General features: G+C 66.2%; 15 protein-coding genes. 5 read left to right on the top strand and 10 right to left on the bottom strand.

From position 1 onward, the window contains the following. Window positions 1-3: 3 nt before the first annotated feature. From ACZ60G_RS24595 to ACZ60G_RS24615, 5 genes are read right to left on the bottom strand one after another with little or no spacing between them, the layout of a single operon-like run. Window positions 4-1,146 carry a cation:proton antiporter gene (locus ACZ60G_RS24595; protein WP_465812615.1) on the bottom strand — a complete coding sequence of 381 codons (1,143 nt, stop codon included), beginning with the start codon at window positions 1,144-1,146 and terminating at the stop codon, window positions 4-6. Continuing rightward, window positions 1,143-1,535: a hypothetical protein gene (locus tag ACZ60G_RS24600; protein WP_465812616.1), complete on the bottom strand. Its 393-nt coding sequence runs from the start codon at window positions 1,533-1,535 to the stop codon at window positions 1,143-1,145. Before ACZ60G_RS24600 ends, ACZ60G_RS24595 begins: the two co-directional genes overlap by 4 nt. A gap of 56 nt (window positions 1,536-1,591) precedes the next feature. After that, a complete protein-coding gene (locus ACZ60G_RS24605) occupies window positions 1,592-3,271 on the bottom strand; it encodes a fatty acyl-AMP ligase (protein ID WP_465812618.1) in 1,680 nt (559 codons plus the stop codon). Beyond that, the gene (locus tag ACZ60G_RS24610) at window positions 3,268-9,531 is read right to left on the bottom strand and encodes an SDR family NAD(P)-dependent oxidoreductase (protein ID WP_465812620.1); all 6,264 of its coding nucleotides are present in this window, start codon (window positions 9,529-9,531) and stop codon (window positions 3,268-3,270) included. The genes ACZ60G_RS24605 and ACZ60G_RS24610 overlap by 4 nt, the downstream gene beginning before the upstream one ends. Beyond that, window positions 9,528-9,845, bottom strand: a complete 318-nt coding sequence (locus tag ACZ60G_RS24615) for an acyl carrier protein (RefSeq protein WP_465812622.1) — start codon at window positions 9,843-9,845, stop codon at window positions 9,528-9,530. Before ACZ60G_RS24615 ends, ACZ60G_RS24610 begins: the two co-directional genes overlap by 4 nt. A 168-nt stretch (window positions 9,846-10,013) precedes the next feature. Here ACZ60G_RS24615 and ACZ60G_RS24620 point away from each other — a divergent pair, with 168 nt between their 5' ends. Next, complete coding sequence (locus tag ACZ60G_RS24620; RefSeq protein WP_465812624.1) at window positions 10,014-10,973, top strand: MBL fold metallo-hydrolase; 960 nt, start codon at window positions 10,014-10,016, stop codon at window positions 10,971-10,973. Window positions 10,974-11,056: 83 nt separating this feature from the next. Here ACZ60G_RS24620 and ACZ60G_RS24625 read toward each other — a convergent pair whose 3' ends face one another. Next, window positions 11,057-12,031, bottom strand: coding sequence for an NAD(P)H-dependent flavin oxidoreductase (locus ACZ60G_RS24625; protein WP_465812625.1), 975 nt, complete (start codon window positions 12,029-12,031; stop codon window positions 11,057-11,059). Between the two features lie 336 nt (window positions 12,032-12,367). On the opposite strand from ACZ60G_RS24625, the gene fadD5 reads away from it, so the two are divergent. Together fadD5 and ACZ60G_RS24635 are read left to right on the top strand one after the other, a co-directional pair. Further along, window positions 12,368-13,939 (top strand): fatty-acid--CoA ligase FadD5, encoded by a 1,572-nt coding sequence (fadD5, locus tag ACZ60G_RS24630; RefSeq protein WP_465812627.1) that lies wholly within the window; start codon window positions 12,368-12,370, stop codon window positions 13,937-13,939. Window positions 13,940-13,990: 51 nt separating this feature from the next. Then, complete coding sequence (locus ACZ60G_RS24635) at window positions 13,991-14,599, top strand: cysteine hydrolase family protein (RefSeq protein ID WP_465812628.1); 609 nt, start codon at window positions 13,991-13,993, stop codon at window positions 14,597-14,599. 3 nt (window positions 14,600-14,602) lie between these two features. Here ACZ60G_RS24635 and ACZ60G_RS24640 read toward each other — a convergent pair whose 3' ends face one another. Then, window positions 14,603-15,193 (bottom strand): TetR/AcrR family transcriptional regulator, encoded by a 591-nt coding sequence (locus ACZ60G_RS24640; RefSeq protein ID WP_465812630.1) that lies wholly within the window; start codon window positions 15,191-15,193, stop codon window positions 14,603-14,605. 121 nt (window positions 15,194-15,314) lie between these two features. Between ACZ60G_RS24640 and ACZ60G_RS24645 the strand changes: the two genes are divergently transcribed. After that, on the top strand, window positions 15,315-16,019 hold the full coding sequence (locus ACZ60G_RS24645) for a methyltransferase domain-containing protein (RefSeq protein ID WP_465812632.1): 705 nt from the start codon (window positions 15,315-15,317) through the stop codon (window positions 16,017-16,019). Here the strand turns inward: ACZ60G_RS24645 and ACZ60G_RS24650 are convergent, their stop codons facing one another. Then, window positions 16,020-18,392 (bottom strand): lysylphosphatidylglycerol synthase transmembrane domain-containing protein, encoded by a 2,373-nt coding sequence (locus ACZ60G_RS24650; protein WP_465812634.1) that lies wholly within the window; start codon window positions 18,390-18,392, stop codon window positions 16,020-16,022. Window positions 18,393-18,596: 204 nt separating this feature from the next. Here ACZ60G_RS24650 and ACZ60G_RS24655 point away from each other — a divergent pair, with 204 nt between their 5' ends. Beyond that, window positions 18,597-19,433 (top strand): SDR family NAD(P)-dependent oxidoreductase, encoded by an 837-nt coding sequence (locus ACZ60G_RS24655; protein WP_465812636.1) that lies wholly within the window; start codon window positions 18,597-18,599, stop codon window positions 19,431-19,433. A 1-nt stretch (window position 19,434) separates the two neighbouring features. Here the strand turns inward: ACZ60G_RS24655 and ACZ60G_RS24660 are convergent, their stop codons facing one another. Both ACZ60G_RS24660 and ACZ60G_RS24665 read right to left on the bottom strand, forming a co-directional pair. After that, window positions 19,435-20,202 carry an SDR family oxidoreductase gene (locus tag ACZ60G_RS24660; RefSeq protein ID WP_465812638.1) on the bottom strand — a complete coding sequence of 256 codons (768 nt, stop codon included), beginning with the start codon at window positions 20,200-20,202 and terminating at the stop codon, window positions 19,435-19,437. Then, window positions 20,186-20,974 carry a 2OG-Fe(II) oxygenase gene (locus ACZ60G_RS24665; RefSeq protein ID WP_465812640.1) on the bottom strand — a complete coding sequence of 263 codons (789 nt, stop codon included), beginning with the start codon at window positions 20,972-20,974 and terminating at the stop codon, window positions 20,186-20,188. The genes ACZ60G_RS24660 and ACZ60G_RS24665 overlap by 17 nt, the downstream gene beginning before the upstream one ends. Window positions 20,975-20,986: the final 12 nt, after the last annotated feature.

Genomic DNA, 20,986 nt, shown 5'->3' on the forward strand with positions numbered 1-20,986 from the left:
ACGCTAATTCACATCGGATTTTGCGTTGCGGGTTGCGATTCGGCTGGCCGCTAGTGCTGCGGCGGCGATGGTGCACAGGGCGCCGAGCATCATCGCGGATGCTTCGCCGGGCACCAGGACGTGTAGTTGCGAGCCGACGGTGACGGCGGCAACCGGGACGCCGACCTGGGCCGCCGCGAGGATGCCGAAGGCGATCGGCTGACCTGCGACGCGGGTGCTCAGGTGTACCAGCACCGCGCCGATACCCAGTGCGAGACCGAGCCCGATGAGCCGCGGGTGGTCGCCGAATTCGCGCAAGTTGAGCCGGGCGCCCAGCCAGACGAAGAACAGTGGGCCGAGGAAGCCGTCATTGATGGCGAAGAGTTGCCGGGCCACGCGCCGCGGCTCACCGATTCCGGCGACCGCGAGTCCGGTGGCGAATCCGGCGAGCATGATCGACACCCGGGTCTGGGTTGCCAATGCGCACAGGGCGAACAGCACCGCGAGACTGACCCGCAGTTCCAGGGCGAATGCGCGCTTCTCGGACAGTCGATGCACTCGTCGCCGCCGACCCGACAGCTCCAGCTTGCGCAGCACCAGGAACAGCACAGTGGCGGCCGCCGCCACCGCGACGGCGCCGAGCGCCGCGCGGCTCGCATTCGCCGGATCGATCACCAGCGGCAGCGCCACCACGCAGGCGGTATCGGCGATCGCGACCTGGGCGGTGAGGGCAAGTACCGGCTTTCCCGACAGACCGGCCGAGTCGATGATCGGCAGCACCAGCGCCGCCGATGAGGACGCCATCAGCACCGCGTAGACCGCACCGTGTCCGGTTCCGAACCAGCGGGCCAGCCCGAATCCGGCTGCGACGGCGAGCAATCCGACCAGGACGGCCCGGACCGCGCCCTTACCGAGTGCCGAGCGAACCGCCGGATCACGCACCGGGACGTGGGTGCCCGCGACGAACATGACCACCGCGAAACCCATATCGGCGAGAAAGGTGAAGATCGGGTCGGCGGGGTGCAGGATGCCGAATCCGGTGGTGCCGAAGACAATGCCCGCGAGCAGTTCACCCAGGATCGCCGGGATGTGCCAGTTCTGCCGCAGTGCGAGCAGCGGTCCGCACAGTCCTAGCGCGATGACCAGGGCGAGGGTTGCGAAGGTCATTGCGGCATGGCGGCTATCTTCGCCGGGATGGCGATATTCTCATCGGCCCAGTGCACGGCGCACACGCGGTGGTAGCCATCGGCGATCACCATGGGCGCGCCGGTGCGGAAGTCGCCGCGCACCAGCAGGATCGGCGATAGCGACTTGCGATTATTGATCTTGATGAGATCGCGGCGGACATACGGATTCTCGGCCGACACCAGTTCGAGTCCGGCCGCCCGCAGGATGTCCTTGGCCTTCTTGTGCACAACCGGTGCGGCGCGCAGTCCCGCGATCACGGCGTCGACCACGTCCGGCGCGGCGAGCAGCTCCAGATAGTCCGCGGCTGCCGGGTAATCGTGTTCTTCCGGTTGGTCTTTCCATGTCACGGGGATGATTGCGGTCGCCATTCGCCCATCATCGTGCCCGATGTGGACGAGCTGGGGGAGGTCGGCGGGTGTTTCCACTATGGCTGGGTCAGGTGGCCCGCGCGGTAGAGCGCTCGGCATTCGCCGCGGCGCAATTTGCCGCTGGAGGTCTTCGGAATCCGGCCCGGTTCGACCAGAACGACGGCCCCCGGTGTCACCTCATGGGCGGCAGCGATGGCATTGCGGATGCGGCGGGCCAGTTCCGCTGATCCGGTGGCCGCCGTGTCGGCGAGTTCGGCGACGACCACCAGATGCTCGCGCTGGCCGTCATCGTGGCCGAATGCGGTCACGTGGCCGACGCGCAGTTCGGGAGCACAGTCCGAAACCGTGGATTCGATATCGGCCGGATAGTGGTTGCGGCCATCGATGATGATGAGGTCCTCGAGCCTGCCCGCGATATAGAGCTGTCCCTCGTGCCAGAACCCGAGATCGCCCGTGCGCAGCCAGGATTCGTCACTTCCGGACATGGTGGCCCGGAAAGTCGCCGCGGTGGCGATCGGATTGTTGTAGTAACCGGCGCAGACATTGGGGCCGCAGACCCAGATCTCGCCGACGGTGCCCACCGCGACCTCGGTGTGCTCGTTGGGCTCTATCACCGCGACTCGCTGACCTGCGGGTACGCCGCAGCTGACCAGTGGAACACCTTCTTGTGCGGGATGTGCGCGGCCCTGTGCCAAATCGGTTCGGTCGAATCGATGTGTGACGGGTTCGGTCGACTGCTCGCATACAGTGACCGAGAGTGTGGCCTCGGCCAGGCCGAAGCCCGGTGTGTGGGCGTGGTGTCGGAATCCGTAGGGGGCAAAGGTTTCGGTGAAGGCGGTCAGGGCCTCGGCGCGGATCGGTTCGGCTCCGTTGAGGAGTGCGTCGAGGTGGGATAGGTCCAGGCCCGCGCGTTCGGCGGGGGTGGTTGCCGAGACCGCCAGGGTCAGGCCGAAATTGGGGCTGCCGGTGGCGCCGGCACGGTAGTCGCTGAGGGCGCGCAGCCAGCGGATGGGGCGTTTCACGAATTCGGCCGGTGCCATGGTCACGCCGTGCACGCCGGAGTAGAGCGGTAGTGAAAGGGCCAGGATCAAGCCCATATCGTGGAAGAACGGGAGCCAGGAGACGATGGGTTCGGTGCGCACTGCGGGCACCGCCGTCCACAATTGATCCAGTGCCGCAGCGAGATTCGCGTGGGTTACTTCGACGCCTGCCGGGGTCTTGGTCGATCCGGACGTGTACTGGAGATAGGCCGTCTCTGTTCGATCGATGATCGGGTCGGCTGCCGGGGTGGATTCCGGTGCGAGTATCAGCACTCGGCCCAGGGCCGGACCGAAGATCTCGCTGGTAGTGGTGTCGGTCGCCGAGATCAGGCTGGACGCGGGCCGAGCATCGGCGAGTACACCTTCGAGTCGGTTCCGGTTTCTGTTGCCCGTCGGCGGAAATAGTGGCACCGCAATGCGATTGCTGTAGAGGCAGGCGAGAAAGGCTATGACGTAGTCGATTCCGTGGGCACAGAGAATCGCCACTCGATCACCGGGATCGGTTGTTGCCCTGAGCCTTTGGGCTTGCGCGCCCGCCGCGTGGTGCAGTTGTTCGTAGGTCAGTGTGACCGGAGTGCAATCCGGTCCGCGATAACGCAATTCGGTGTACGCATTGTCATTGGGTCTGGTTCGTGCCCACTCGGCGACCCGGACCGCCAGTGCAGCGGTCGGCAGGGTCGTGTTCGGAGAAGTCACAGCACCCCATCGGACTTCGCGGCGGCGACTCGGTCGGCCAGGGCCGCGCCGAGTGCGGTGACGGTGGGGTGTTGGAACAGTTCTGCGGTCGAGATGCGGATATTGAGGCGGGATTCGAGGTGTCGGCGCATTTCTATGCCGAGCAGGGAGCTCAGGCCCAATTCGTTGAAATCGGCTTCCGGATCGACGTGGTCGGAGGTCAAGTCGAGGGTGGCGGCGAGAGCGGTGCGGATGGTCGTGGTGAGTGGTTCGGACGGACGCGGCGGTATCGGGTTCGGCGACGCGGGGACGTTTATCGGTTGGTCGGTGAGCAGATTTCGCAGGCGGGTGGCGACCGGGTCGGGATCGGCAGTCGGCGTGTAGTCGAGGGCGAGCAGGTAGGGCTCGTTGTAATACATGGTCTGGGCGAGTAATTCGGTGCCGCGTGGGATATCGAATGCGGAGATACCGGCGCGCCGCAGATGTGCCGCACCACCCGCGCTCTCGGTGAGGCCCGAATCCCAGACGCCCCAGCCGATGCTCAATACGCGCCGACCCGGATGTCTGTGAGCGAGTGCGTCCATTGCGGCATTCGCGCTGGCGTAAGCGGCCTGTCCGGGTGCGCCCAGTGCACCGGTGGCCGAGGAGAACAGCAGCACGAAGTCGGTTGGGTCGGTGGCGGTGAGTTCTATGAGGTTGTTCGCGGCGATGGGTTTCGGTGCGAACATGCGCGAGAGTTGGCGGGCGGTTGCGGCTTCGAAGCCAGCGTCTTCGAGTGCGCCTGCGGCATGGACGACGCCCCGGATGGTGGAACCGCATTCGCGAACATCGTCGAGCGCGTTGGCGAGATCGCTGCGGTCGGCGGCGTCGCAGCGCACCACGACTATCCGGTCCTCGAGTCCGTCCAGGAGTGCGGGCACCGGTCTGGGTGCGCGGGTGAGCACCACGACATCGTGGGCACCGGCATCGAGCAGCCAGCGCACCGCGACCGAACCGAGCGCACCCAATCCGCCGGTGACCACATAGGTGCCGTTGGGGTCGATCGGCGTCGGGGTGGTCGATCGGGGACGGGTGGGGATGAAGCGGCGTGCCGTGACGGCGTCGCCGGAGATACGGAGCTCATCGGGGAGCGCATGCGCGGTGGCGATGAGTTCTTGCAGTCGGGACACTGTGGACGGTGACGTATCGGTCCATACGAGCCGCACTTCGCGGCCCGATTCGAGCTGCATCGATCGCACCAAACCGGCTACCGCCATCGGCGTGATCGTTTTGTCCGGCGAGCTGTGCTGTCGGCTCCGAGCGGACGGTTGGCGGTCGGTCGCGCCGGGTTCCGGGAGGACGATCGTCAAAGATGCTGTGGTGTCCTCGGATTGGACGCGTTGGAGCAGGTCCAGCACGCGTCCGGTGGTAGCGGTGGCACTGATCGCGGACTCGATGTCGTGGCCGGTGTGAGTCGCGCCGGGTTCGGTGGGCCAGACCACGACGACTGCCGTGTTGGCGGTGCCGGTGCGTCCGGCGAGTACGGCGGAGACGATCGGACCGGCGGCATCCGGTTCACGGGCGACGCGTTCGGTGGGCAGGGTGCGGTCGAGTTCTCTGGCGAGCCGGATGGCGAGCTGGGATTCGCCGATAACCAAGGCGCGCTGCGGATTCGTAGTTCTATTGCGCTGGCCGTTGCCCTCGGCGTGGCGAAGGTATGGGATCCATGTTTCATGGCGGAACGGGCCGACCTGCGTTGTGGATTCGACCGTCGCGAAACGTATGCGGACACCCGACAGCGCGAGCACGGGGACGCCGTGCTGATCGGTGCCGATGATGTCGCCGGTCAGTCCGGTCGTCGATCGATCACGCACGAGCGCATGGGCTTCCAGCAGAACCAGATCCGGTTCGGCGGACAGCCAGGCGGATTCGATGCCGATCGGCATTGGAATGGCATCGGCGGGCAAGTGGTCCCAGCTCGCGGCGGCGAGCAGATGCAGGCAGCTGTCGAGGGTCGACGAGCGCCGCAGCGGGGCGGAATCGAACGACCCCACCGCACAATCGGGCCCGGCCTCGATTTCGCGCAGCGTGCGGAAGCCGGGACCGTAGTCGAGTTGCCGTGCCCGCAACGAGTCATAGAAAACACCTGGCGTGAGCACTCGCATCCGCCGACGGGCGGCCCGATTTGCATCGACCACCCGCATCCATGCGACGATATCCCCGGGTGTGGGGTCACCGGCCAACCGTGCCGAAGCCAGCGTCCCGGCGCCTGTGACCTCCGCCTGCAACCTTCCAGCACCACCGGCTCGATAAGTGACAGCGGACAGCGCGGCAAGCCCGGTCCGCTCATGCACCACGAAATCACTGATCGCCCGCCCGGCCCCAGCCAGGCCGATGAGTCTGAGCAGCCAGAAGACCGCGGGGACAGTCTGGACACCCTGCACCACGTGATCGTGGAGATCGTCGGCGGGGAATTCGGATTCAGCGATGACGACGCTGGATGCGCCCGGATCGACGGCATGTCGACTGCGACTGATGTCGAAACCACTGGTTGTGTTCGTGGCGTGGATGTCTCGGCCGAGAGGGGTGGTTGTGTTCCAGTCGGGGCCGCCACCGATGTCGAAACCGGTGGGTTTGTCCGCGCTCTGGGCAGTTCGGCTGCGAATGGTGTCGCGTCCGGTGGTCGTGTTCGTGTCGTGGTTGTCTCGGTCGCGAGCGGTATCGGGTCGGGCGGTGGTGTTCGAGTCGAGGGCACCACCACCAGTGTCGTGCCCGATGGTCGTGTTCGCGTCCTGGGCATTTCGGTCGCGCGGAGCCGCGAGCTGGGTGGTTGTGGTCGGGTCGTGGGTATCTCGACCGCTGCGGACGACATCGACTCCGATCCCCGCGCCGAAGTCGGAGACCGAGGAGTCGTTGACAGCGTGGCCGTTGACAGCGGGTTCGGCGGCACTGCGATGGGTAGTACGTGGTTCAGTCGCCGCGACGCGGGTGGTGCCGGGCTCGAGGGTGGTGATCAGGGGGAACCGGCGGTGGGACCATTCGCGTGCGGGCGGGGGTGTGGTGAAGGGGCCGTTCGCGGCCCAATTCAACGGGCGGCCTTCGAGGTAGAGGTTGGCGAGGCAGGTCAGGAAGGTTCCGGCCTCGTTGTCGCGGGTGGTCACCGTGTGGGTGGCGTCGGCGAATTCGGGGAACTCACGGATCGCGGGTGTCAGGACCGGATGGGGTGCGATTTCGAGCACCGTCGCGAATCCGTCGTCGGCGGCTTTTTGCAGCGCGGCGGCCAAGTCGACGGTTCTCGAGGCATTTTCGGCCCAGTAGCCGGCATCCATCGCGGCCGTGGTGATCGTTTCGCGTCGACGCGTCGTGGAGTACACCGGGACGCGCGGCACCTGCGCGGTGAGTCCGCCGAGCGTGTCGACGAATTCGGGGAGGAGCGCGCTTACCTGTGGACTGTGTGCGGCGAAGTCGACCGCGATCCGTTGCGCGAATATCTGCCTGCGTTTGGCTCGGCGCACGAGCGCGTCGATGTAGCGCGGCGCACCGGAGATCACCACCGAACGCGGTCCATTGATCGCCGCGACCGCTACCGTCGCGTGCAGTGGCTCGACCAGCCGCGCCGCCTCATCCGCCGTCGCCTCCAGCACTGCCATCGCACCGTGCCCGTCGAGCCGCGCCAGAATCCTGCTGCGCTGCACCACGACTCGGGCCGCATCCGAAAGCGATAACGCACCGCTCACCGCCGCCCCGGCCACCTCGCCGAGACTGTGCCCGACCACCGCATCCGGTTCGATCCCCCACGCGGCGAGCAGTTCGGCGAGCGCCACCTGGAATACGAAGATCGCCGGTTGTACGAGTTCGGTCGCACTGCTGCCGTTGCTCGCCGCACCGCTGAGCGCGAACCCGTTGCGCGGTGTCCAAACTCGCCCGCCACCCGCCGCCGCAATCGCATCCGCGGCAGCGGTCACCGCCTGCGCGAATACCGGATAACGAGCCGCCAGACCCCGCCCCATCTTGGAATACTGCCCACCCTGCCCAGAGAACAGGAACAGCACACCACCCCGACGCCGCACCGAACCAGCACCGATCACTCCGCCCCCGGACTCCCCACCCGCCAACGCCCGCAACTGATCCACCGCATCGTCCAGGTCCCGCGCAACCACTGCGGCCCGGGCATTCTCAGGTATCAACCGTGCCGCAGCAGCCGCGAATTGCCGGAGAATTTCGCGGTCACCACTGCCTGCACCCGAGTAGCTCGCCACCGCGTTGGTCGCTGCGCCCATGTCCGCGAGTGAAGTGCTGCTTGTGAGCTCACGTGAATCACTACTTGCGCGTTCGCGCGAAGTGCCACTTATATGCTCGCGTGAATCACCACTTGTTCGCTCACGTGAATCGTCGCTAGCGCCCTCGCGGGAATCGCTGTTCGTGCCCTGGTGCGAGTCGCTCGTGCGCTCGCGCGAAGTCCGACCGGTGCCCTCGCGCCGAGCGTTGCCGGTGTCGCCTCGCGAGGAGCTGGGTGCGCCGTCGTGTGAGGGGTCGCTGATGTTGTCGTCCGATATGCAACTGGTGTCGTTACCCGAAGCTGTGCTCATGCCATCGCGCGTGGCGCTGCTGGGCCTGCCACGGGAATCGCTGTTCGTGCCCTGGTGCGAGTCGCTCGTGCGCTCGCGCGAAGTGCGACCGGTGCTCTCGTGCCATGGGTTACTGGTGCTGACACGGGAGACGCTGCTTGCGCCGTTGTGCGAAGGGACGCTGGTGTCGTCGCCCGATGCCGTGCTGGTGTCGTTACCCGACGCGGTGCCGATGCCGTCGTGTGAAGGGATGCTGGTGGTGCCGCGTGAGGCGATGATCATGCGATCACGCGCGGCGCTGCTGGGTCTGTTGCGTGGAGCATTGCTCATGCTGTTTCGCGAATCGTCGCTCATGCCGTCTGACGACATGCGCTCGAACAACTCCGCCCACCGCAACGCGTGCGACCGCAGCTCCGCAATGTCGCGACCGGTGATCGGAAGCAATACGGGCGGTTCATAACTCCGGTGGCGCGCCGCCTCGAGACCACGCAGCACCACGTGCGCATTCGTCCCGCCGAATCCGAATGAGCTGACTCCGGCACCTCGCGCACCCACCGGTGTGCCGGTCCAGTCGACGGGCTCGGTCGGTACCCGCAGTCCGTGTTCGGTGAGCTTCAGCAGCGGGTTCTCGGTGTGGAAATTGATGGTGGGCGGGATTACGCCGTGTCGGATGGACAGCGCCGCCTTGACCATTCCGGTGATTCCGGCGGCCGCCTCCAGATGTCCGATATTGGATTTGAGGGAGCCGATCCAGGTCGGTTCGGCATCGCTGCCGACTACCGCGGCGAGCGCACCCACCTCCACCGCATCACCCAGTGGTGTTCCGGTGCCGTGGCATTCGACGTACCCGACATCATGTGGATCGAGTCCGGCCCGTGCCAAGGCAGTACGAATAACCTCCTGCTGGGCCCGGCCGTTCGGCGCGTACAGCCCGTTGGACCGCCCGTCCGAACCGACTGCCGTGCCGAGGATTTCCGCGTACACCCGATGCCCGTCCCGCAGCGCGTCGGCGGTGCGCCGCAGCACCACCACGGTGCATCCGTCACCGCGGGCGTATCCGTCGGCAGCGGCATCGAATGGTTTGCACCGTCCATCGGGCGCGAGGAACCCGCCTTCGGCCAGGTACTCCGAGGTATGCGGCAGCAGCGTGAGGTTCACCCCGCCGACGATCGCGAACGGCACCGCCGCATCGGCCAGCAGACGCACCGCGAGATCCACCGCGGCCAGCGAGGACGAGCAGGCGCTGTCCACCACCAGACTCGGTCCGTGCAGGTCCAGGACATAGGACAGCCGGTTGGCGATGATGCTGAGCGCCGATCCGGTGACCGCGTACGGCGCATCGTGCCCGTCGCGGCCGAGCACCGTGATGCCGTGATCGTAGGCGCATGCACCGAATACCACCGCCGCCCCGGAACCCCTGGTGCGATAGCCGATTCCGGCATCGTCGAGCGCCTCGATCGCGACCTCGAGTGCCAGCCGCTGCTGCGGATCCATCAGCGCGGCCTCGCGACCGGAGATCGCGAACCAGTCGTTGTCGAATGCGTCGACGTCAGTGAGATATCCGGCGTGACGCGTGCCAGGTCGACCAGGCGGCGGTGCACCAGTCGCATCCCGGCCATCGCACAGCATCCGCCAGAACTCGGATACATTCGGCGCGCCGGGCACCCGGCAGCCGATGCCCACGATCGATACCGGCGGATTCGGCCGGACGGACGCGGTATCGACGGTGCTCATCGCATCGCGAGATACTCGACAAGCTGCTCGATGTCCGGATGGTCGTAGAGGGTGGTGAGCGAAACCTCGACTCCCATGGCATCTTCCAGATGCGCCGTCAGCCGCGCCAGTTGCAGCGAGCTGAGGCCGAGATCGCTGAACGGCGCATTGGTCGAGACCCTTGCGACATCGACATTCAGCAGGTCGGCGATGGCGGCGGTGGCAGCGCTCAGTAGCGCGGCACGTCGCGAACCGGTTCTGTTCGAAACACCGTCGGCGACTGTTCGCAGGTCGCTCGAGACAACACCCTGCCCGTCCGGAAGATCAGGCCCCATCCGTCCTCCTCCCGTCGCCGGAGGGCTGGTGCCCCCACGCCGGTACCCCCTGCGATTATGCCGTAGATATCGGCGCGATCAAGGTGTCGTCCAGGCTGGTGGATTGTCCGGAATTGTCCTGCATACCCGGCTCTTTCGTCGTCTACCGTGATCGCCTACGGTGGCACCGTGCCCGAATCCGGAACCGAGCGGACGCCCACCCTGCCGACCGTGCTGCGCTGCTGCGCCGCACTGGCGGCCACGCCTGGTCGATTGCTGCGCCCGCGTCGCCCCGATGCCGCGTTGCTGGCCGGTCTGGACCCGGTCCCGCTGCCGCAGACCAAGGCGACTGTCGGCCTCACCGTCCTGATGCAGGCCCGGATGGCCGCGCCGATCACGATCGTCGCGGAGGGCGTGCGCAGCCTGCGCGAACTGCCGATGACCATGTCGGCCTATCTGATCGAACATCCGAAGGCGCGATTCCTGGTCGATCCGGCCCTGTGCGCGGGTGTGCACGACCGGGTGCTGCCCGAGCTGCCGTTCCCGATTCCGCTCCTGGTCGCGCCCGATAAGCCGGTGCTCGGGCTCTCGGACGCGCTGGCCGCCCGCGATATCGCCGTCGACGCGATCGATTTCGTCCTGCCGACCCACCTGCACTGGGATCACATCTCCGGCCTGCTGGAACTGCCCGATTCCGTGACCATCCGACTACCCGCCGTCGAACGCGCCTGGGCTCTCGACGGCCCACATGCCCCGGCCGGCGTTGCCCGAGGCCCACTGCGCGGGCGCGCCTTCGACACCTTCGAACTCGACGGCCCGCCGGTGCTCACCTTCCCGCGCAGCCTGGACCTGTTCGGTGACGGTTCGGTGCTGCTGGTCGACCTGGCCGGACATACCCCAGGCAGCATCGGCGTCCTGCTCGCGGTCGACGACGGCACCCGGGTACTGCTCGCGGGCGACGCGGTATGGAACAAACTCCAGGTCGAGCTGATCCGCGAAAAGGCACCCATGCCCGGCCAACTCTTCGATGCCGACCGCGATGCCACCTTCGCCACCATCCACCGCCTACACGCCCTACCCGACGGCATCGAAATCGTCGCCGCCCACGACTACGCGGCCGTCGAGGCGCTCGCAGCACGGAAGCGGTAACCGGCCTTATCGGGTCGAAATTCAGTCGATACTCGACGATCGAACGAGCCCTGGGCGCTCGGCCCAGGGCTCGCGACGAGTCGCTAGGCGACCACCGTCTCCCCGAGGCGCGCGGTGATGAGTTCCTCCGCATCGGCGACCATCCGGCCGATCAGTTCGGCGCAGGAGGGGATGTCGTGGATGAGGCCCTGGGCCAGGCCTGCCGACCAGATGCCCGCGTCGAGATCGCCCTCGTCGAAGACGCGTCGTCCGCGCGCACCCGCGACCAGATCGCGGACATCGTCGAAAGTGCCACCGGCCTTTTCGATTTCGACGACCTTGCGGCTGATCTCGTTATCCGCGACGCGCGCGGTATTGCGCATGGTCCGGAAGATCAGCTGGGTGTCGAGTTCGGAGTTGGCGACGATCTGTTCCTTGACCTTCTGGTCGATCGCCGACTCCTGCGTGCACAGGAAGCGCGTGCCCATATTGACGCCGTCGGCGCCGAGCGCGAGCGCGGCAACCAGACCGCGGGCATCGGCGATACCACCCGAGGCGATCATCGGAATATCGAGAACCCGTGCGGCGGCCGGGATCAGGATCAGCCCGGGAATATCGTCCTCACCCGGATGTCCCGCACATTCGAAGCCATCGATGCTGACGCCGTCGACGCCGATCTTCTGCGCCTTCAACGCATGCCGCACGCTGGTGCACTTGTGCAGCACCTTGATACCGGCCTCCCGGTAGTACGGCAGGAAGGGCTCCGGATTGCTGCCCGCGGTCTCGACGATCTTGATGCCGCTCTCGATGATCGCCTGTACGTACTCGGCGTACGGCGGCGGATTGATCGAGGGCAGGATCGTGACGTTCACGCCGAACGGCTTGTCGGTCAACTCCCTGGTCCGCGCGATCTCCTTGCGCAGGTCGTCGGGGGTTGGCTGGGTCAGCGCGGTGATGAAGCCGAGCCCGCCCGCGTTGGCGACGGCCGCGACGAGGCCCGCGCGGCCGACATGCATCATGCCGCCCTGCACGATCGGGTGTTCGACGCCGAATGTCTCGGTGAACCTGGTACGCAGCATTGCGCTTCTCCTATGCGTTGCGGGGCGTGCCAGTGGCGCCCTTACGCACTGATGGTGACATGGGAATCGTCTGCTGTTCAACTTGTAAGTGAGCCGAGATTCGCATCGTATGGCCCTCTGGACGCGTGTGAAGACGCGAAGCGACCATCGAGATTGCATATAAAAGCACAGCTAGAGATAATTTCTGGCTCTAGACCGCCACGTCGAGACGATTAACAGCGATTCCCATATCGGTCGCTTGCCGCCAGATTAAGTTAGTTGTTATTCTGCTCTCAGTTCAGCCCGCCGACGCCGTCGGATACACCGGCGCACGGTTGGCGGTCCGAGAGGAGTGGCATGACCACCGGTGCACAGGCGCTCGACGAGCCGATCAGGTCGCGGCGCAACCACTGGAACAACCAGATCGCATCGCATGCGCAGATGCGCCCGGACGCGGTCGCCGTGCGGTTCCGTGGTGTGGACACCACCTGGCGGCAGTTGCACGAGCGTTCGCTGAAGTTCGCCGACGCGCTCGCCCGCCGCGACATCGGCTTCGGTGACCGGGTGCTGATCCTGGCGCTGAACTATCCCGAATATCTCGAGGCCGTCTTCGGCATCAACGCACTCGGCGCCATCGCGGTCCCGGTGAACTTCCGGCTGACCCCGCCCGAGGTCGCCTATATCGTCAGCGATTCCGGCGCGAAGGCGATCGTCACCGACACCATGCTGCAGCCGTTGGCCACCGCCGTGCAGGGGCAGGCGCCCGAACTGGCGACCTGCATCGTGATCGGCGGCCAGACCACCGATTCGGTGCTCGGCTACGACGATGTGCTCGCCGAGGGCGGCGAACCGCATACGCCGCTGGACATTCCCGAGGACACCCCCTCGCTGATCATGTACACCTCGGGCACCACCGGCAGCCCGAAGGGCGCGGTGCTGTCCCACTCGAATATGAATGGCCAAGCGCTGACCAGCATTCGGGCCACCGATATCGGGCCCGATTCGGTCGGCTTCTGCACCTCGCCGCTGTTCCATATCGCCGGACTCGGCAGTCTCGCACCGTATTTCCTGCTCGGCGGCAAGACCGTGCTGCACCCGCTCGGTGCGTTCGATCCCACCGAATTCCTCGACGCCGTCGAGCGCGAGCAGGCCACCACCGCATTCTGCGTGCCCGCGCAGTGGCAGATGATCTGCGAGGAGCCGACGGTCAAGCAGCGCAAGCTCGCGCTGAAGGTGCTCAGCTGGGGTGCGGCCCCGGCTTCCGATACCGTGCTGCGGGCCATGGCCGACTGCTTCCCGGACGCGGTCAATGTCGCGGTCTTCGGCCAGACGGAGATGTCGCCCATCACCTGTGTGCTGGAGGGCAAGGACGCGATCCGCAAGCTCGGTTCGGTCGGTAAGCCCATCCCGACCATCCAGGCCCGCGTCGTCGACGACGAGATGAACGACGTCGCGCCCGGTGAGATCGGCGAAATCGTCTATCGCGGACCGACTCTCATGCAGGGCTACTGGAACAAGCCGGAGGCGACCGCCGACGCCTTCGCCGGTGGCTGGTTCCACTCCGGTGACCTGGTCCGCGCGGACGAGGAGGGCTTCCTCTGGGTGGTCGACCGCAAGAAGGACATGATCATCTCCGGCGGCGAGAACATCTACTGCGCCGAGGTGGAGAATGTGCTCTTCGCACATCCGAAGATCCGCGAGGCGGCGGTGGTCGGGCGGCCCCACGAGAAGTGGGGTGAGGTGCCGGTTGCCGTTGTCGCCCTGGTCGATCCGGACGCCGAGCTCACCCTCGACGAGCTGGCGCCGTTCCTCAACGAGAACCTGGCGCGCTACAAGCACCCCAAGGATCTGGTGATCGTGGCCGAGTTGCCGCGCAATGCCAGCGGCAAGGTCGTGAAAGTGCAGTTGCGCAAGGACTATTCGTCCTGAGCTTTCGCGGAATCGAAGACATCGGCGGCGCCGATGCGTCACGATCACCGCATGGCGATCCCACGCATCCGCGCCGCCGTGTTGGCGGTGCATTGGCAGGTGAATGTCATTCGGCCCGAGGGATTCTTCGGGCCGATGCTGGCCGGTCCGGTCGCGGCGAGCGGGGTGGTGCCGCGGGCCGTGCGCTTCCACGACACGGTGGCAGGGTCCGGATTACCTGTTGTCTTCGTGCGGTTCGTCATTCCGGTCGGTGAGGGCGGGTTGGTCCGCAATACCGGATTCATGCGTTCGGTGGCCGCGGCGCAGACCGAATTCCGGCCCGAAGCGCCCGGTTCCAGGCTGATTCCGGAGATGGTCGAACAGCCGACCGTGGTATTCGACAATCAGAAGCTCTCCGCGCTCGCGGGCTGTGAGCTGTCCGAATGGTTCGACGAACAGGGCGTCGATACCTTGTTCATCACCGGTGTCGCGACCAATCTGGCGGTCGAGCAAACCGCCAGGAACGGAACGGATCTCGGCTTCACCGTGCATCCGATCGCGGACTGCGTCACCGCGGCCGACCCGCACGCCCACGCCGCCTCCCTGGCGAATCTCGAACTGACCACGGCAGGCTGCCGCACCGCCGCGCAGGCGCTGGAGCTGATCGGCACATCGGTGTGAAGGTTATGCCCGCAGGCCGACCACCCGGCTCGTCAGGCCGGGCCCGACCAGAACTTCGAGCCGACGGTAGGTTTCGGCCGCGGGCAGCGGCGGCTCCGCATCCGCGATCGAGCCGAGCAGGCCGACGACGCCCCAGGACAGAAACGTCATCGTCACCGCGAATTCGCCGTCGTCCATATCCAGGCGACCCGAAAGTTGTTCGGTGAGAATCTCTTCCACCATGCGCCGCGTCGAGCGCAGCAGCACCCCGGTCGCCCTGCGGCCCAGCAGCGCCCGATAGACCTCCGGATTCGCCGATGCCAGCCGGAACAGCGTGTACAGCGGTGCGAGCGGTTCCGAATGTTGCGGTGCGTCAGGATCATTCGCGCCCGATTCGACATCGGCGACCGCTGCGCGCAGGTACTCGGTACTGCTGACCAGTAGCAGATCGTCCTTGTCCCGGAAGTGTGCGTAGAAGGTGGAGCGTCCGACATCGGCGCGATTCAGAATGTCCTGCAATGTGATCCGGTCATAGCCGCATTCGATCATCAGCTCGATCAAGGCACGGTGCAGCAGGCTCTTGGTGCGCCGCACCCGGCGATCGGTGCTGGTCATCGGCATCCTCCGAACGCGAATACCCGCGTTTCCGTACAGATAGTGCGAATCCGTTCGCAACGGCACAATATCCGTACTTTTGCTTCTGGTCGATCCGGTCATCTGGTCCGATTATGGACTCATGACCGGAAACGCACAACAGTCCACTAACGCATATGATGACCGTAACTCCGAAATCGGCATTCTCATCACCAAACCGCGCGGCTACCTCGCCGTGAAATCGGCCTTATTGCTCGGCCGGGTCGGCAGCCTGAACGCTCGACTCGTCGAGCTGACCGGTGCCGCCCCGGGCGACCAGGCCGTCGATATCGGTTGCGGCCCGGGCCAACTCGTCCGAGCGCTGGCCGATCGGGTCGGACCGGCCGGTCGAGTGATCGGTATCGACCCATCCCGGGAGATGATCGACTATGCGAGCGGTCGCGCCGCCCCCAACTGTCGTTTCGAAGTCGGCGCCGCCCAAACGCTGACTCTGCCCGATGCCTCGGTCGACGTGCTCACCTCTACCTTCGTCATGCATCACATTCCGGAGGCACAGCGCACAGCGGCGCTGGCACAGATGTTCCGCGTGCTGCGCCCCGGCGGCCGACTGCTGCTCGCCGATACCCACCCGACCGGAATAGTCCTGCCCGCGGCGATTCGCATCATGTCCCGCTTCGCCGCGCGCCGCACCGACGACCCGCACGCACCAGGACAGCACGCGGACCCGCTGTCGGCCATCGATATTCGCCGCTACCGAGAAGCTTTGCGGGCAGCGGGATTCGCGACCGTGGACTTCATCGCGATCGCACCGACGACCGGCGTACTGGTGGCAACCAAGGACGCCTGATCAGATCAGGTCCTTCGATGTCATCCAACGCATGCAGAACCAGCCGCAGAACACCGGCAGCCAGCACGTGAGCACGCGGTAGAGCAGCACCGACGGCACGGCGATGGTCGCGGGCAGGCCGAAGGCGGCAAGACCACCGATCAGCGCGGCCTCGACCGCGCCGACGCCACCGGGTGTCGGCGCGGCCGCGGCCAGCGTGCCGCCGATCATGGTGACGATGGTGAGGGTGATGAACGACGCGCCACCACCGAACGCCTCGACGCTGGCCCACAGCGCGAGCGCCAGGCCGAGTGTGATCGCGCCACAGCCGAGCACGATCACCGAGAAGCGCTTCGGATCCCGGACCAGATCACCGAGTTCGCCGAGCACTTCCTGCAACTGCGGGCGCACCGAATTGTTCAGCCAGCGTCGCAGTTTCGGCACGAACATGAACGCGCCGATAATGCCGACGCCCACACCGGCCGCCAGATAGAGCACAGTTGCGTCGGGCACGAAATGCGACAGATTCGCCGAGGTGCCCGCCGCCACACTGAACAGGATCAGCAGGCCGATATGGGTGATCACCTGGACGGCCTGCTGCAATGCGACGGCGGCGGTGGCCCGCACGGCGCCGAGTCCGGCCTGCTGCAGGAAGCGCACACTCAACGCCAGTCCACCGACACCCGCCGGGGTTGTGGTAGCGGCAAAGGTATTGGCGACCTGCATGATCACCAGATTGCGGAAGCTGACCAGGCGCGTTGCGCAGGCCCACAGTGCCGCCGCCGCACCGATATACGTCAGCCCCGAGAACGCCAGCCCGAGCAGCGCCCACCACCAATTGGCGGTCCACAACTGCGAGAAGAAGGTCGGCACCGCGCTGATGAACGGATAGGCGACATAGACCAACCCGATCAGCAGCACCAACTGGATGAGCTGATTGCGGCTGAACCGGGTGATCTGCTCGGCCTCGATCTTGTCCTGCCCGGTCTGCTTGCGCACCTCGTCGCGGGCCGAGGAGACCACCTCGCCCCAGTCCGGAATCGACTTCTTGATGCCGGCGGGCATGGCGGACTTGGTGAGTCGGCTCGCCGCGGTCAGTACCGTCTGCTCGCCGAGCGTTTCGATGGCGGTGCGCACCGCGGCTTCCTTGCCGAAGACCGCGGTGGTCGAGACCAGCAACTGGGCGACATCGGACTGTCGCTGTTTATCGGACGCGCCGAATTCCGCGTTGACGAATCCACTGAACAGCGTGGCGCCGTTCTCGATTCGGATCTCGACGGGCCGCAGATCGCCGTGCGAGATCTGGCCGCAGTGCAGTGCGGCGAGCGATTTCCATACACCGGCGAGGTCGTCGTCGCAGGATTCGTCGAGCGCCTTACCCCGAGGCATGGTGTGCGCGTACAGCATCCAGCCGCGTTCCAGCGCCGCGACGGCGACCTGCTGCACAGCGGCCAGACCCATTTCGCCGACGGCGATGGCCATCAGCGCACGGTGCTCGACGGCACGGTGCATGGAGCCGTGCAGTGCCGCGGTTTCACTGCTGCGGAAGGTGAGCCAGCGCCACAGCTGACGCAGCGCACCGAAGCTGCGCTGATTCTTGCCGAACAGTTCGACGGTCAACTCGCGCTCCGGACCGTCGATGGCCGCGGCGAGCACCAGCGGACCGCGTCCGGCGGGATGCACCACGGTGAACGCGGTGACAGTATGTCCGCGCCTGGCCAGCACCCGCACCGCCGCATCCAGCGGCACCTCCAGCGCCGGAGTGCCGACCACCAGCACGATCACCGCGCCGACCAACCAGCCGACCGCGAGCCCGAACATGGCCCGCGCGGGCACCACCGTGCTGACCACCAGGTGGATCGGTGCGAAGGCCAGCAACAGCAACCACAGCCAGCGCCGCGGCCGGGTCGGCAGCCACGGACTGGATACGGTCAGCACCGCCGCGAGCATGGCGATCCAGCGCGGATCATCGAGGAACTGCGACAGGAAGGTATCGAGCCGATCCGGTACCTGCAGATGCCATTGCGGCGCGGACAATCCCGTGCCGGTGATCGATAGCAGCAGGCCTGCGACCAAGCCCGCGGCCGCGTAGCCCGCGAGCAGCTTCCACTGCCTGCTGATGATCAATTCGATGAGGATCGCGAACGGCAGCGCCAGAATCGCCATGCCGTAGACCAGGTACACCAGATTGGACTGGTCCGGATTGAGGAAGCCGACGATATTCGAGACCGAACGTTCCAGCGCCAGCCACTCCGGCCGGGTGATCAGCGAGGCGGCGACGACCACGCCGACCCACAGTGCCGCGAGTACGACACGGATGATGTCACTGGTCCGCCGGATCAGCGGTTGCAGCAGGCTCCCCGTGACCGGGATATCCCGCCCATCAACTCGCATCTCTGGCTCCGCTCGTCCGCCTCCCCCGGGCCTCTGCCGGTGTTGGGTGTGCCTAACTTACCGCTGCGGGCCGGTGGTTCCCCGGATGGCTGGGCTGGGCGTCCTGGCGAGTTCGCCCCGCCGACTTACCGGTCAGTAGACGGTCTTGCCGAATCTGTCCCAGCCGATGAGGATCAGGACGAATCAGCCGACGGAAGGCAGGACATGGCAGCACAGGATCTGACCGGGAAGACAGTGGTGGTGACCGGCGCCAGCTCCGGCATCGGCGCCGAGGCGGCGGCGAAGCTGGTGGCGCGCGGCGCGAGCGTCGCGGTGGTCGGGCGCTCGCCGGAGCGCACCGCCGAGGTGGCGACGCGGGTCGGCGCGGAGCCGTTCATCGCCGATTTCGCCCGCTTCGACGAGGTGCGCAAACTCGCCGATCAGCTTCTCGATCGCTATCCACGCATCGATGTGCTCGCCAATAATGCGGGCGGCGCATGGGCGAAACGCACAGTCACCGATGACGGCAACGAGCTGACCTTCCAGGTCAATCACCTGTCGCCGTTCCTGCTGACCGCCCTGCTGCTGGATCGGCTGGTGCAGTCGCAGGCCAGGGTGGTCAATACCGCGAGCATGACCTACCGGATGGCGAAGCTGGACCTCGACACCGTCAACGCTTCGACCGGCTCGTTCAACCAGCTGGGCGCCTACGGCACCTCCAAGCTCGCCAACATCATCTTCACCAGGGAACTGGCCCGCCGCACCGAGGGCACCGGTTTGGTCACCGCGGCATTCCATCCTGGCGCGGTCGCCACCCACGTCTACGACAATGCTCCGCTCGGCCTCGGTGCGTTCATCCGCTCGCCGCTGTCGCGGCCCTTCTTCATCAGGGCAGACAAAGGCGCGGATCCGTTGGTGCACTTGGCGACTACGCCGGAGGAGGTCAACGGCAAGTACTTCCACCGGCTCGAGGTGGAGCAGCCGCGGAACAAGCATGCGGTGGATGCCGAACTCGCGCAACGGCTCTGGACGATGTCCGAAGAGATCACCGGAACGGCATAGGTCACTGGGCGTCCGCACCGAGTGCGTGACGCCCACCTTCGGCCGCCACACCGACGGCGAACACTTCGCCGCTCATCTCGCCTCGATCGAGTTCGACAATGGCCCGCACCACCTGTTCGGTGGACACCGTCCCGGGAAAATCATCGGGCGCGATGGCATTGGCCCGCACGCCGAACTCCTCGAATTCGGCCGCGATATGCCGTGTCAGGTGGTTGAGCGCCGCCTTGGACGCCGCGTAGAGCGCCTGCCCGCCGGGGTACACCCGCGAGCCCGCAATGCTGGAGACATTCACGATATTGCGATTGCGGGCCCGATTCTGGTCCCCGGCGTGCACCCAGCTCCGCTGCGCCAAGCGCGCCGACAAACGCAGCGGCACACCGACATTGAGTGCGAAATGCGGATCGAATTCGTCGAGCGCGGTATCGCCGTCGACGATGCCGCGCGGCTGGAATCGGCTGTGCGCGGCATTGTTGACCAGCAGATCGATGTGCCCGAAGCGGGCAAGTGCGATATCGAGGACGCGCTCGACTTCACCCGCTTCGGCCAGATCGGCCTTGATCACGAAGATCCGCGAATCATTCTCGGGCACCGGCATTTCCGGTTCGAAGGGATCGACGAACCATTCGAGTTGTGACGGTGCGGCCGGGGTGCGATTGCGGCAGACCGCGATGATGTCGTAGTCGGTGTACAGACCCCGGCAGAAGGTGTCACCGAGGACGCCGCCGGCTCCGGTGAGCAGACATACCCGGCGTTCAGTGCCACTGCGCAATACTGTCTCCTCCCCAGCGCCGCACCACATCTTCCTTCGGCCGGTGCAGCCACATCACCGCGCTATTGCGCGCGGCGGCGTTGTTGCCGACGAACGTATGCCATGAGCGCGGTGTGCACTCGAACAGCAGCAGCGAATTGTCCAGTGGCGGAATCGTCAGTGCGGAAACCGGATTCGCGCCGATATGGGCATACAGTGCGGTCTCGCCGCCATCGCCCGGTTGCCAGTCCGGATTGCCGAAATAGAACAGCACCGCGACGGCGCGCACCGTCTCCCGCGCGAAGACCTCCGGCGTCCGCGGACCGGTCTTCAGATCCACCTCCGGATCCACGGTCCTGACCTCGCCCGGCCCGGGCGCCGAACCCTTGAACCAGGCCGGATTCAGATCATTGTGCGGTGATCCCGACGGACTACCCGGCGGATGATGGTGCACCGACCCCTCGACATCACCGGTCGTCGCCACCCCCGCCACCCGCGCGATCAGGTCATGCCATTCCCGTGAAAGGAACAGCGCCAACGGCCCGTCCCGCAGCCCCGCCAGCGAAGCCCCGACCGCACCGTAATCCGCCGCCACCGCTCCGAACGCCTCCGGCCGCTCCCGGCGCACCCGCGCCAGCTCATCGGCCAGCCGCTCGTAGAACTCGGGCACGAACACATCCCTGGCATAGATATGCGGAAACGGTTCGACCCGGCGAATCCAGCGCCGATGCGCGAATAAATCCGTGAACCACGACGGCGCCGCGGTCACCGCGGATTCGGCTACCCCTGTCAACTTCAATCCCTC

The organism is Nocardia sp. NPDC102475 (assembly GCF_055584605.1).

Bases quoted from the DNA above. Each gene is read 5' to 3' on its own strand.
- ACZ60G_RS24655 (WP_465812636.1), top strand. From the start codon at position 18,597: ATGGCAGCACAGGATCTGACCGGGAAGACAGTGGTGGTGACCGGCGCC.
- ACZ60G_RS24635 (WP_465812628.1), top strand. From the start codon at position 13,991: ATGGCGATCCCACGCATCCGCGCCGCCGTGTTGGCGGTGCATTGGCAG.
- ACZ60G_RS24610 (WP_465812620.1), bottom strand. From the start codon at position 9,531: ATGAGCACCGTCGATACCGCGTCCGTCCGGCCGAATCCGCCGGTATCG.
- fadD5 (WP_465812627.1), top strand. From the start codon at position 12,368: ATGACCACCGGTGCACAGGCGCTCGACGAGCCGATCAGGTCGCGGCGC.
- ACZ60G_RS24645 (WP_465812632.1), top strand. From the start codon at position 15,315: ATGACCGGAAACGCACAACAGTCCACTAACGCATATGATGACCGTAAC.
- ACZ60G_RS24625 (WP_465812625.1), bottom strand. From the start codon at position 12,031: ATGCTGCGTACCAGGTTCACCGAGACATTCGGCGTCGAACACCCGATC.
- ACZ60G_RS24595 (WP_465812615.1), bottom strand. From the start codon at position 1,146: ATGACCTTCGCAACCCTCGCCCTGGTCATCGCGCTAGGACTGTGCGGA.
- ACZ60G_RS24600 (WP_465812616.1), bottom strand. From the start codon at position 1,535: ATGGCGACCGCAATCATCCCCGTGACATGGAAAGACCAACCGGAAGAA.
- ACZ60G_RS24640 (WP_465812630.1), bottom strand. From the start codon at position 15,193: ATGACCAGCACCGATCGCCGGGTGCGGCGCACCAAGAGCCTGCTGCAC.
- ACZ60G_RS24615 (WP_465812622.1), bottom strand. From the start codon at position 9,845: ATGGGGCCTGATCTTCCGGACGGGCAGGGTGTTGTCTCGAGCGACCTG.
- ACZ60G_RS24650 (WP_465812634.1), bottom strand. From the start codon at position 18,392: ATGCGAGTTGATGGGCGGGATATCCCGGTCACGGGGAGCCTGCTGCAA.